Raw genomic sequence first — 12899 nt, forward strand, 5'->3', positions numbered from 1 at the left:
TCCCCAGCGCATCACTCACGCATGCGCGCGGCCTGGCCGGCGCATGTTAATAAGGCGGGTTTAACCGTTCGGCTTCGCTGTTTTTGCAAATTATTATTTTTATGGTTGTTATCACGGCCTTTGCGCAACTAAAACCAGCGCCTGTAATTATCATCTTATATGGCGTAGTACCCGGTTGCAGCCCGTTAGCGAAGAGCACGAGGGAACGGGGCGCGAAATATCTGGGGTTACCAGAGGGGAGCAAATTGACGGGCGTATTAGGATGATGGTGTGGAAAACAGCATTATTATTAGACTAAGGAAAAAACAGTTCCTGGCGCAGCCCCGGTTTTCTCAAGCGGAGCCTGCCTCCTACCTGGCTGGCGCATATTAAGGCTTGCTCAGGCTGGGCGTATTATTCAAAAAACGGTATTATTTACACTACGTTGTACAAAATACAAACATACGTATTATACGTCGCAAAAGCCAGGGTGATGCGATACCAGCAGCGCCGGCGGGATAGCCATACCCCATAGCCAGAAACCCCATAGCCAGCGACTAGATAAGCGAAAGCCAGTCATTGTGCTTTGTTGGGAACAACCAATTAGAGCTGGTTGACCGGCCACATTACAAAACCAGACTGGGAGATTCGGTAATCCGTGTCTTATTCAGGTTAGTGTAGTGAATGGTAGTACAGTGAGCCTTAATAGCATGGACAGATGAGCAGAAGAAGCCCGGGGAGGCAGCTAATGCCAATAAGGGGGCACTTATTTATACTAGCTACAGGCCAAAACCAAATTTACGTATTGGTAGGGCAAAGGTTGCCCCACCAAGCTTCACATCTTAATGGCCGGCACTATGGTCAAGAAACTCTTCGTAAGTACCTTCAAAATGCGTTATTTTCTGGTCTTTGATTTCGATAATTTGAGTGGCCAATGACGACACAAACTCACGGTCGTGGCTAACAAAGATAACCGTACCATCAAAATTCAATAAGGCATTATTTAGCGCTTCGATAGATTCCATATCAAGGTGGTTAGTAGGTTCATCCATTACCAGAACGTTGATATCCTGAAGCATCAGTTTACCAAACAACAGCCGGTTCTTTTCTCCACCCGAGCAAACCTTTACTTTTTTGTTAAAGTCATCGGAGCCAAACAGTAAGCGGCCCAACATTGCCTTTACCTGCAAATCATCATGCTTTGGCCCACGCCACTGAGACATCCATTCGAACAAGGTTAAATCGGTACTGAAGTCCTTGGTACTGTCTTGCGGAATATAGCCTATCGCCGCATTTTCAGCCCACTTAACGGTACCTTCATTGGCATCAATATCGTTGGTAAGACATTTAAGTAAGGTGGTTTTGCCCGCACCGTTTTCACCGATAATGGCTAAGCGCGATCCGGCTTCTAATAACAGATTGGCATTGCTAAACAGCGGTTCGCCGCTATAACCATGGCCTAAGTCGTCTAAAGTAATGGCCAGCCGATGCAATTTTTTATGCTGCTTAAACACAACATAAGGCTTGCGGCGGCTTGATGATTTGATGTCCGCCAGCTCAATTTTTTCCAAACGCTTGGCCCGAGACGTTGCTTGTTTGGCTTTTGAAGCGTTAGCCGAGAAGCGGGCCACAAAGCCCTGTAGTTCTTCTATCTCAGCAGATTTTTTGGCGTTTTCGCTATGTAGCTGCTCTTGTACCAGCGCAGCTGCTTCGGCAAAGGCATCATAGTTACCAGGATAAACACGCAGTTCGCCATAATCTATATCTGCCATATGCGTACAGACAGAATTTAGAAAGTGGCGATCATGGGAAATAATAATCATGGTCGACTTACGCTTATTCAGCTCTTCGGCCAGCCAATGAATGGTGTAAATATCCAGGTTGTTGGTAGGCTCATCAAGCAGCAAAATATCGGGCTCGGCGAACAACGCCTGCGCCAGCAATACCCGCACTTTACGCCCAGGCGCAACTTCTTTCATCAAGCCAAAGTGGTAAGACTCTTCAATACCGGCGGCAATCAGGATATCGCCCGCCCGGGCTTCAGCGGTATAGCCATCAAGTTCAGCAAACTGGGTTTCCAGATCCGCTACCCGCATGCCATCTTCTTCGCTCATATCGGGGTTGCTGTAAATCGCATCCCGTTCCTGCTTGATTTCCCACAGCTCACGGTCGCCCATGATCACGGCATCTACTACGCTCATTTCTTCAAAGGCAAACTGGTCCTGGTTTAAAATCCCCAGCTTGGTGCCTGGTGCCAGGGAGACATTGCCTGCCGAGGGCGTAAGCTTGCCGCTTAAAATCTTCATAAAAGTCGATTTTCCGCAGCCGTTGGCACCAATTAAACCGTAACGGTTGCCGTTACCGAATTTGGCAGAAATATTTTCAAATAATGGCTCAGAGCCAAATTGCATAGTGATGTTGGCAGTGGTAATCAAAACAGGTTTCCAGAGGGTAAAGACAGAAGAAAAACATGCTCCCAATAAGGAGCCGAGGGCGCGCAATATAAAGAATCAGTGGCCCGATGTCGAGGAAATTTTGAACGGGTACACATACAACCCGGCTTGAAATGGCCGGGTACGCCTACTGGGATTTTCCTATTAGGTAATACAAAGCGCAGCATAAATAACGCTGTGTACCTACTAACTTATTGATTTGTGGTTACGGGAATGCTTTTGGCGCCGCGCTGGTGCCCGTCGGGAGATCCACCTGCAGGGCAACTTGCAAAGGTACATTGCGTTTCGCTGCGGGCTAAGCTGCAATTTTGCTAGGAATTGAAACAGCAGCAGTGAACATTCCTTAAATCTATCGGGTAACCGGAAGCGGTCAGAAACCGTACTTATGCACACTATATCTAATTTCAGCTGCATTCTATATTCATACCTGCGGCCACCTCTACCCTTTTAGGGGGGGCGAAGTCACTGGTAACCTTACTTTACCCCAGATAGGGTTTAAAAAAGGATATAGCATAAATAATACATTCGCATAGCTTACGCGTGTTGAATTAAATAACGTTGTTGGTGGAAGCCACATACGTCAACGCAATCCACCTGAGGTATTTTTAACTGAAAGACGGTCTGAATCAATGGGCAGCGCAAACCTACTGTATTCGGGTGCTGCATACGTAATGATAGGAGCCGTAGCTGTGGGAGCCGCCCCTTTCGTGGCAACCGGTGCAGCAGCTTTGGCTATTTCTAGCGCGGTCTTATCAGCCGGTGGCTCGACGCTGGTGGCAGCCAGCCTTTCACGAGATTAATGCATAACCCAAATAGGCTGTAATCAGTAAGGCAGGCCTGATATAGCTCATGTCTTGTCATCCTTTGGGGGCTTATTAAACGGCCCCAATATCAACATTAATGGCAAGGAGGCCGGCATGGCAGTGTATAGAGACACACAAGGAAACTACTGTATCAATATTTTCGTTGATCTGTTGGCTGGGCAAAAAACAGCGCGGGTTTACGCTTTGCCAGCAAGATATGGCAGCTATTACACCTTATTTTTAGCGCTGCTAATTGTGCTATCCGGTGTTGCAGTGGGGGCAAGCCTATTCGAAGGGTATAATCACTTTGGATGGCTAGCGCGTCCTTCGGCCGACTTTCCCGCTATTTATGCAATAACGGCTATTACGCCGGTGCTGTTGCTTGCCTTGCTTCATCTATTGTTTACCACCCGTGAAGTCCCAGTGGCGCAGCTGGTTATTGAGAAGCGTTTATCCATAGCGCTTTATACTGTGTTCTGTTTAGGGTTTATGCAATTTTGCGGCTTTTTCTATCTGTTTGCATTTATGGACGACGTATTCAGTGTATTTTATTTTTGCCACTTCTTAGTTCTACTATGCCTCTTCTGTGTGTCGGGGTTAAAACTGCTGTTACTTCTACTGAAAGGCTGAAGTTGTAACAACCGCCGATACACTTATCGCTAATCAAACCCACATAAAGCGCCACCACGGGGAAGCGGTAATTTCAACCCTTACCAAAGACGCAGGCTATCTGGGAGGTTGGCTAACACTGGGTAATGCAATCGGCGGGGCTCCGCAGATTGCACCCAAACGGTGATGATTACCAAGTGGGCCCAGATTAGTCTTTAGGCAAAGACACATAGGCCTTGGTATTCCACAGCGGCACGGTAGATAGGCTGTGTTTAAAGCTACCAGAGGACTCCTTTGTGGAGTAGGAAAGATAAATAAGTGACGCCGATTCAGCATCGTAGATGCGTCTGACTTTCATGTTCTTGAAAAAAATACTCTTGGATTTTTTAAACACAATATCGCCCGACGATGAAGTATCTATATTAGCAATCATTTGCGGGGTAATTTCACCGGTTTGCCGACAGGCAATAGAGCTATCTGAAGGGTCGGAAAAATCCAGGTTCGCCTCAATACTTGAGATATGACAAGTCACCCCTTTAACAATGGGATCCTTCAGTGAATCAATTTTGATGTCTTTGGTGGTAAACAACCCCAACGATACATCGCCAACCTCATTATCACTGCAGCCAGCAATACTTATGGTTAGCAGGGCAATTGCAGATAAACGTAACATATAACAGTTCCTTCAGATTTTAAGCTTATGATATGGCGTAGTTAACTATAAATAATGGGCCGACAGCTCACTTTACATTTTACTCTGCCAGGCGCACATAAAATATTGCCACATTTTTTTTAAGGTGAGGAAATGGCTAATAAAGTTTACTATACCGACTAGTTACGAATAAGCATTCCACATAGGCCACATTACCGGTTAACTTAGGTTAACTACCCCGCGCGTCGATAGCCTGCAAAAAGCAAAATTAAAGTAAAAATAAAGCGACCAAAAGCAGAAGGGGTTATGGCTAAAGTACCCTTGCGCTTTATGAACCCTACTGCCATGGCATGCATGCTGTCGGTTACCTCCACACAAAGCTAAACTGCCTTATTGTGTCGCGTTTTCTGCGTTTAATCTTCCTACAAAATCAGGTACGGGGCGCTTATCAGCTTCAGCCGACGTCGTAGCCTTGCCGTTTTCTTCAATATCTTGAATGAGCCACTCCATCTCTTTTATTTCCTTGCGCTGTGCTTTAATAATTTCATTGGCAAGTTCGCGTACACGGGCATCTTCAATATTAGAGCGTTCACTGGTTAGAATAGCGATAGAGTGGTGTGGAATCATCGCTTTCATATAAGCAGAATCTGCAACCGTCGTCTGCGAGCGAACAAGGAAAAGACAAAGAGCGAAAAGCCCTAAAGCGCCGATGAAAATCGCTATGTTTAGCTTTTTATTTGTATACATACCCAGCATAAACGCCAGCATAATAATAGCCATGACCGCGCCCATGTACAGTGCCATATAGGTGCGCGTTTCACTAAACCATATATGTGATATTGCGTAAGTGTTTAGGTACATCATGCCGAACATGGCTAACGTTGAAGTGATAATCATTGCCGCAAATTTAGTGTATTTCATATGTAATCCTTACTTAAATTGTGGGGTGACTGGGAAAAATTCACCTATATGAAGGTCTAAAATCAATACGATAGTAAGGCGAGTACAAATTTTATACCGGGGGAGGAGTAATAGTGTTTTTAGCGCTGATACTAGCTATTGCAACATTATTGATAGGGGTGTTTTTCCATTTGGGAAATATCACTTTATTTGCTGATAAATTAATCGCCACAAAGGCAAGCCGATATTTAACCACACCAATAGTGGTGGGGGTGGCCGTGCTCAGCCAAATTTTGATAGCAGGTGTCTTTACCTGTACTTACCTATTGGGTCAGAAGCTTGAACTTGGCGATTTTGTGCAATCTACGACGTTAAGTGACATCTTTTATTTTTCCCTGACCACCATTACGACTCTGGGGCTTGGAAGTATCGAACCTACAGAACATCTGCGTATGGTCGCTGGGATTGAATCCGCCACGGGTTTTCTGCTGATAAGTTGTTCGGCGCAAAAGGTCTATACCACTATGCAACGAAACGTCTAGCGCAGAACGCGCCGGGGAGCTACAAAACAACGTGCTAATGTCGTTTAAGTACGCGCTAACACATAGTGAATAATAGGCCCAGCCTCCGGTTTTGCTTGGCAACCGGTAACGTCGGTACCTACATATCGAAACAATTACTGAGTCCATACCAATTGTAAGCTGTTACAACAGACTCTACGGCTTTTGACCAAAAAGGAGCTACCTAAGCTGGATAATCGGATATCTCTATGCGATTACAGTGTCATAGGGTCAATTAAACATTTGGCCAATCTGAATTAGGGAAGTATAAACAAATTTAAACCTTGTTGGGTTGGCCCTAAACGTTAAGCGGGGAGGCTGTTATACAATGCTATAAAGCGTTTTTACATTGATAGCACCGCCCCTTATTTGAATAACTAACCTAAGTTAATCAGCGTCCCTACATTCTTCGCTAGTAAGCTCAATTTCTATGGTTGTATGCGATAATTCAAACTCTTGCAGCGCATCAGATACACTTTCCTTTAACTTAAGATACTCAGTCTTCGACTCAAACTGACTAACGACGTGGACGGTGGCGACATGATGCTCACCATCAAGTGACCAAATATGCAGATGATGTAAATCGCTCACAGCATCAAGTTCAAGCAATTTATCAGTTACGTTTTGTAAAAGAATGTTGTCTGGTGACGCCTGAAAAAACAGTTTCAGGGTGCTGATGAGATTTCGAATAACGTTGAACAGAATGAAAAGGGTAAATCCGATAGAAAGAATCGAATCCAGAACAGGCCAGTCTTTGAACTGCATAACAATAGCGACAATGAGTACCGCTACCCAGCCTAGTACATCTTCCAGCAGATGCCAGTTGAGTACTTTTTCATTGAGTGATTTACCACCTTGTAATTTAAAAGCGGCAAGACCATTTACCAGTACGCCAAGAATAGCCAGCGCTATCATCCCCTTCGTTTCTGGCATCTCTGGATTACTCAGGCGTGGTACTGCTTCATAAAGTATCCAGCCAGATCCAGCTATTAAAACCACGCCATTTATCAGCGCCCCAAGTAAACTCAAGCGTCGATAGCCATAGGTAAACTCATTCGTTGCACTTTTAGCGCCCAGTTTATTCAGCACCCATGCACTACCAATTGACAATGTGTCACCTAAGTCATGCACTGCATCCGCCATAATCGCAGTACTATTTGTTAACCATCCTCCAATAAACTCAATGATGGTGAATCCGAAATTTAGAAAAAAAGCCCAGCCAATTTTTTCTGGGCTATGGGAATGTGAGTGAGCCATGAACTCTCCTGGTGTGCCCTGGATTTACCCAGGGCATCGTTGCTTTACTGTTTATCTGCTTTCCCGTGTACCAATTGATATAAAGTTGGTAGAACGAACAGCGTAAGTAGGGTCGATGAGATAATCCCGCCGATAACTACGGTAGCAAGCGGCCTTTGAACCTCTGCGCCGGTGCCCGTATTAAGAGCCATAGGCACAAAACCAAGGCTGGCTACCAAAGCGGTCATCAGAACGGGGCGAAGTCTGACTATTGCACCTTCAATGACAGCACTGTTGAGATCGCTTTTTTCACGCCATAACTGCTTGATGAACGCGAGCATGACCAAGCCGTTTAATACTGCAACGCCAGACAAGGCGATAAACCCTACACCGGCAGAAATGGATAGGGGCATGCCTCTAAACCATAGAGCCAGGACTCCTCCAGTCAGGGCCAGCGGTACCCCGGTAAAAATAATCAAGGCATCCTTCACTGAACCAAACGCAAGAATAAGAATGCCGACGATGAGTGCTAGCGTCACCGGGACCACCCAGGACAGCTTTTTACTGGCCGATTCCAGCTGTTCGAACGTTCCACCGTACTCCAGCCAGTAGCCATCCTGTAGTTCCAGCTCTGCACGCAACGTAGCCTGCAAATCTGCAACAAAACTACCCAGATCGCGCCCACGAACGTTGGTGGTAACGACCACGCGGCGTTTGCCGTTTTCCCGACTGATTTGTGCGGGCGCGGGTTTAACTTCTAATGTAGCCACTTCCTGTAAGGGCACATACCCATTAGGTGTCGCGACTGGCAGTACCTTCAGCTTTTGAATGTCGCGCCGTAGTTGTTCCGGAAGACGGATTACCAGTTTAAAGCGCCGGTCTCCTTCATAGATCAAGCCTGCCTGTTGACCACCAATGCTGGTAGAAACCAGAGACTGGATGTCGTCGATGTTCAGGCCATAGCGTGCCATCACTTTACGTTTGGGAATAACAGATAGCATAGGCAGTCCTGCTACCTGTTCAACGCGGGTATCTGCTGCACCAGGTAAGCCTTGTGTCAGTGATGCAACCACATTAGCAGATGCCAGCAACGTATCTAGATCATCACCAAACACTTTGATTGCAACGTCGGCTCTGACGCCGGAAATTAATTCGTTAAAGCGCATCTGGATTGGTTGGGTAAACTCGTAGTTATTACCCGGTAGCGCAGTGACCGCCTGTTCAATTTCTGCGACAAGTTGTGCTTTGGGTTTATCTGGAACGGGCCACTCAGAACGAGGCTTGAGCATTACAAATGTATCGGCAACATTGGGGGGCATAGGGTCGGTTGCTACCTCTGGCGTTCCCACTTTGGCGTACACCTTGTCAACTTCTTCAAAGTTGATAATGGTTTTTTCAAGGAGTTCCTGCATTTCAACAGACTGCTCCAGCCCCGTGCCTGTAATACGTAACGCATGAAGCGCAATATCACCTTCATCCAGTTGTGGAACAAATTCAGATCCCAGTGTAGAGGCGAGCCAAGTACACAAAATAACGAGGCCAAGCGCACCAGCCAAAATAAGTAATTTAAACTTAAGCACTAACTCAAGTGCAGGTCGATAAATGGCTTTTGCCCCCCGGATAATGATGCTCTCCTTTTCGCTTATCTTGCCGCCCATAAATATAGCTATGGCAGCAGGAACAACAGTCAACGACAACACCATTGCACATAGCAGCGCGATAACCACGGTGGTTGCCATGGGGTGAAACATTTTTCCTTCTACACCTGAGAGCGTGAATATGGGTAGATACACAGCAGTAATGATCCCCACCCCGAACAAACTCGGTCTGATAACTTCAATAGTCGCTTCTTTTACTTCCTGCAAACGCGCTTGAAGGGCCAGTATGCCGCCTTGTTGCTTTTGTGCTTCGCAGAGCCTGCGAATACAGTTTTCTACAATGATTACCGCGCCGTCTACAATAAGACCAAAGTCAAGCGCCCCCAGACTCATCAAGTTAGCTGAGACTCCTCGCTGAACCATACCGGTGATAGTCATCATCATCGCAATAGGAATAACAGCCGCGGTAATAAGCGCTGCGCGGATGTTGCCTAACAGCAAAAATAAAATCACGATAACCAGTAATGCGCCTTCTAACAGGTTTTTCTGCACAGTATTAATGGCTTTATCGACTAATGAAGTGCGGTTATACACCGCTTCCGCCTCGATCCAATCCGGTAGTGAAGCTTGTATCTGCTGAAATTTTTCATTGCTGAGAGCTGCAACTTCACGCGAGTTCTCCCCGACCAACATCATCACGGTGCCCATAACTGTTTCTTTGCCATTACGGGTTGCCGCGCCTGTGCGTAATTCTTTGCCCAGACCAACCTCCGCCACATCCTTGACTAAAACCGGTACTGAACCCTTATGTCCTACAACAACATTTTCGATATCCTCAATTGTTTTTAACTGTCCTGGCGAGCGGACTAAGAGCTGCTCACCGTTGTTCTCAATATAGCCTGCCCCCGCGTTGTCATTGTTGCTTACCAACGCTTCGCGGATATCTGTTATAGCCAATTTCATTTCAAGCAATTTCGCCGGATCTGGCATCACGTGGTACTGCTTATCAAAGCCACCAATGGTATTTACTTCAACTACGCCAGGGACTTGCGCCAGTTGTGGTTTAACAATCCAGTCCTGCGCTTCGCGCAGCGCCATAGGAGTGACTGGGGAGCCATCAGGCATTTTCGCCCCGTGTTTTGCCTTTAGCGTATAAACAAATATTTCACCCAAGCCGGTCGCGATCGGCCCCATCTCTGGTTCAAGACCAGGGGGCAGAACGCTTTTAAGCGTTGCTAACCGCTCATCAATGAGGTTTCGGGCAAAGTAAATATCGGTTCCTTCTTCAAACACTACCGTGATTTGCGAAAGCCCGTAGCGAGAGATAGACCGTGTATAGGACAACTTAGGTAGCCCATATAGCGCCGTTTCAACCGGAAAGGTGATCCGTTGCTCAGCTTCAAGTGGCGAATAACCAGGCGCTTCCGTGTTTATCTGAACCTGAACATTCGTTATATCCGGCACTGCATCTATCGGTAGCCGCTGATAACTCCATGTGCCTATGCCTATGATGACAAGCACCAGGGTTAACAGGAGGTAGCGCCGCTCTACGGAGAGGCGAACAATGTTATCTATCATTTATCTCTCCCTATCAGTGCGCGTGCGAGGCGCCGGACTTTTGTATATCTGCTTTAATTAAAAAGCTGTTGTCGACAACATACGTTTGTCCGGCGGATAGCCCTGCGACGACTTCGGAATAGTTGTCGTCCTGCAGGCCTAAAGTCACAGGTGTTGCCTGATAAGCATTGCCTTCATTCAGGAACACGACAGGCTTATTGTTAAGGGTTTGAATAGCGCGATTTTCGATTTTTACAGGTACCGTCTTTTGTTGAGAGTCGACAATGCCTGTGACTAAGTCGCCGGGACTGAGTTTACCGTCCTTGTTCATCACTTTTACCAACGCAAGCTGATAGGGCTGCCCATCGGTAGAGGGAATGATACTGGTAATGGTACTGTCGAGTTGACGACCATTGGCGATAATGTGAACAGATTTACCTTCAGCAACCTGATTGCGCTGGGAAGGAAAGATCATTAACTGCGCCCACAGGACTGAGGTATCAACAATCGCAAAAAGCGGTAATGTGCTTGTCAGCTCTCCGATATTCATATTGCGGGATATGACTAGGCCAGCGATAGGTGCTTTCACGTCGTAAGCCTGAAGGCTGTCATTCGACTGTACGCGCGCCATTTGTTCACCTGCTTTCACGGTCTGACCAATACCAGCAAAGAGCTGCTCTACAATACCCGCGAACCGGGCGTGAACCTCTGCTCGCTGCTGTGGCGGTACGGTCAGTTGACCATACACCTGCGTATGCTGTTTTATTTCACCGCCCGTCGCTACGGTAGTGGTGATGCCAGCCTGACTTGCGTACGCGTTCACAATCTCAGTTCGGGCTTCGTGTTTTTGCCATTCCCATGAAAAGCTATCGTCTTTTGAAGACAGTGCAATAGTCGCAACAAATGAGTGCGGCTCAGCAATGAATTGTTTGGATCTTAGCCCACTTTCATAGGGTTCAAATTCGATAATTTCCTGATTTCCTCCCATTCGATTGAGTATCACGCTTAGGCTGTCGGGGAGAAGCGTATGCGGCGGGTCTTCTCTCTTTGCCAGTAAATAAGCCCCCTGTTTTGTGTCCTGTATACGTAAAGTCAGTGTTAGATTGCTATTGGTAAATGTCTTCGATTCTGCCCCATGAGGCTGTTTACCAGCTGTTGCGGCATATACATCGGTGAGGTACAGAAGTAGTGAGATGATAACGAATAGTTTATTCATGGATATTCCGGCATATCTTGAGTAGGAGAAACCTGGCCGGATAACCCGGTCCACTGTTCTATCAAAGATTGATTCAGCAACGCGTTCTCGCTGTATTCGATGACTTTTTCACGCGTGCGTATCAACGCATCCGTGGACGTAATCCAGTCCTGGTAGCTGTAAATCCCTTGTTGATAACCTTCCAGGACGAGTGTGGTGGCAGCTTTAAGGTCAGGTAAAACGATGTCGTTAATATGCTTTACAGCATCAACGGAAAAATTCAGGTATTGCTGTGCGCTAAAGAGTAATGCTTTTATTTCCAGCATCTGAGAGTCTCTGGCAAATACCGCCGCTTTTTTCTTCGCCAGTGCAGCTTGCAAAGCTCCCTTGTTTCTTTGTGCAGCAAAAAGCGGCGTAGATATACCAGCAACTACAGACGTATCCTGTACGGCCTGAGAGCGGCGCACGCCAACTCGCCACGAAATATCGGCACTGGCGTTACTTTCTACCAGCCTTTGTTCAGCTTCTTTAACATTGATAGCGTCAGTGAGCCGTTCCACATTTGCTGATTCAAGAAACTGTTGATAAACAGCTGAATACTGCCGTTTTTGGGGAAGGTTATTTAGTGACCCTGACACTTCGTCAATCTCTTCACCCGCTCCGCGCCAAAACAGGGCAAGAGACTGTTTGGCAATAGCCAGAGCCGTCGCAGCGAACGCAGTGTCGACTTTGGCTTGATTGAGTGCGGCTCTGGCGCGCAGAAGCTCAGCTTTATTGGTTGCGCCTTTCTCTACACGCTGTGCAACGATAGATAAGGCTTCATCAGCGAAAGAAACAGACGTTTGCGCCAATGTGAGCCGTTCTTTTGCCGCGATAGTTTTTACATATTGCCTGGTCAGTTCACTTAACAGCGCGAGCGACGCGACATAGCGTTCTGACTGCACCAAAGATAAATTGGCATCAACCAACGCTACCCTCGCCGTGCGCTTGCCTTCCATTTCAAAGACAGAGGAAAGGGAAACCGTTAACTCAGCTTCATTAATGCCTGCTGCATCACCTGATCCGAGCAGGTTCTCTGCTTCAACACCAACCTTATAAGCCGGTGTGAGAGTAGCTTGCTGCTTATCTGCCTTAGTGGCTTTGAGCAGCGACTGGTATCGTTGTAAGTCCGGGTGTTGTTGCAACGTCAAGCGTGTAGCTTGTTCGAGCGTAATCGCTTTACTCTGGGTAGCGGGTGATATAAATAGCCACACGCAACCCACGATGACAAAACACATACGCTCACGCGCATGCGAAAAAAAAGAGTTCATATTGTAAATCCTGGTCAGTAACTAAACGGGTAAAAAATGACTAGGAT

Annotated in this window: 9 protein-coding genes; 2 read left to right on the plus strand and 7 right to left on the minus strand. The window is 46.7% G+C overall.

All coding sequences use genetic code 11. The features are described from left to right. Positions 1 to 821: 821 nt before the first annotated feature. A complete protein-coding gene (locus D0Y50_RS03750; RefSeq protein WP_108568178.1) occupies positions 822 to 2414 on the minus strand; it encodes an ABC-F family ATPase in 1593 nt (530 codons plus the stop codon). A gap of 935 nt (positions 2415 to 3349) precedes the next feature. Here D0Y50_RS03750 and D0Y50_RS03755 point away from each other — a divergent pair. Continuing rightward, positions 3350 to 3865: a hypothetical protein gene (locus tag D0Y50_RS03755; protein WP_117315584.1), complete on the plus strand. Its 516-nt coding sequence runs from the start codon at positions 3350 to 3352 to the stop codon at positions 3863 to 3865. Positions 3866 to 4052: 187 nt separating this feature from the next. Here the strand turns inward: D0Y50_RS03755 and D0Y50_RS03760 are convergent, their stop codons facing one another. Together D0Y50_RS03760 and D0Y50_RS03765 are read right to left on the minus strand one after the other, a co-directional pair. Beyond that, positions 4053 to 4517 (minus strand): CreA family protein, encoded by a 465-nt coding sequence (locus tag D0Y50_RS03760; protein WP_108568180.1) that lies wholly within the window; start codon positions 4515 to 4517, stop codon positions 4053 to 4055. A gap of 369 nt (positions 4518 to 4886) precedes the next feature. Beyond that, a complete protein-coding gene (locus D0Y50_RS03765; protein ID WP_117315587.1) occupies positions 4887 to 5417 on the minus strand; it encodes a DUF305 domain-containing protein in 531 nt (176 codons plus the stop codon). 113 nt (positions 5418 to 5530) lie between these two features. Here D0Y50_RS03765 and D0Y50_RS03770 point away from each other — a divergent pair, with 113 nt between their 5' ends. Next, complete coding sequence (locus D0Y50_RS03770) at positions 5531 to 5938, plus strand: ion channel (RefSeq protein WP_108568182.1); 408 nt, start codon at positions 5531 to 5533, stop codon at positions 5936 to 5938. A 405-nt stretch (positions 5939 to 6343) separates the two neighbouring features. On the opposite strand, the gene D0Y50_RS03775 is transcribed toward D0Y50_RS03770, so the two are convergent. Genes D0Y50_RS03775 through D0Y50_RS03790 form a run of 4 tightly spaced genes read right to left on the minus strand, consistent with a single transcriptional unit; the run spans position 6344 to position 12852 of the window. Beyond that, complete coding sequence (locus tag D0Y50_RS03775) at positions 6344 to 7213, minus strand: cation diffusion facilitator family transporter (RefSeq protein WP_117315589.1); 870 nt, start codon at positions 7211 to 7213, stop codon at positions 6344 to 6346. Positions 7214 to 7257: 44 nt separating this feature from the next. Beyond that, positions 7258 to 10368, minus strand: a complete 3111-nt coding sequence (locus D0Y50_RS03780) for an efflux RND transporter permease subunit (RefSeq protein WP_117315591.1) — start codon at positions 10366 to 10368, stop codon at positions 7258 to 7260. A 13-nt stretch (positions 10369 to 10381) separates the two neighbouring features. Beyond that, entirely contained in the window at positions 10382 to 11563 is a 1182-nt protein-coding gene (locus D0Y50_RS03785; protein WP_117315593.1) for an efflux RND transporter periplasmic adaptor subunit, read from the minus strand. Further along, entirely contained in the window at positions 11560 to 12852 is a 1293-nt protein-coding gene (locus D0Y50_RS03790) for a TolC family protein (protein ID WP_117315595.1), read from the minus strand. Before D0Y50_RS03790 ends, D0Y50_RS03785 begins: the two co-directional genes overlap by 4 nt. Positions 12853 to 12899: the final 47 nt, after the last annotated feature.

It is taken from the genome of Salinimonas sediminis, assembly GCF_003429285.1.
GTDB classification, from domain to species: Bacteria; Pseudomonadota; Gammaproteobacteria; order Enterobacterales; family Alteromonadaceae; genus Alteromonas; species Alteromonas indica.

What these genes read in the sequence shown, in the direction of transcription:
- D0Y50_RS03755 (WP_117315584.1), top strand. Translation starts at nt 3,350, where the DNA reads ATGGCAGTGTATAGAGACACACAAGGAAACTACTGTATCAATATTTTC.
- D0Y50_RS03760 (WP_108568180.1), bottom strand. Translation starts at nt 4,517, where the DNA reads ATGTTACGTTTATCTGCAATTGCCCTGCTAACCATAAGTATTGCTGGC.
- D0Y50_RS03765 (WP_117315587.1), bottom strand. Translation starts at nt 5,417, where the DNA reads ATGAAATACACTAAATTTGCGGCAATGATTATCACTTCAACGTTAGCC.
- D0Y50_RS03775 (WP_117315589.1), bottom strand. Translation starts at nt 7,213, where the DNA reads ATGGCTCACTCACATTCCCATAGCCCAGAAAAAATTGGCTGGGCTTTT.
- D0Y50_RS03780 (WP_117315591.1), bottom strand. Translation starts at nt 10,368, where the DNA reads ATGATAGATAACATTGTTCGCCTCTCCGTAGAGCGGCGCTACCTCCTG.
- D0Y50_RS03785 (WP_117315593.1), bottom strand. Translation starts at nt 11,563, where the DNA reads ATGAATAAACTATTCGTTATCATCTCACTACTTCTGTACCTCACCGAT.
- D0Y50_RS03790 (WP_117315595.1), bottom strand. Translation starts at nt 12,852, where the DNA reads ATGAACTCTTTTTTTTCGCATGCGCGTGAGCGTATGTGTTTTGTCATC.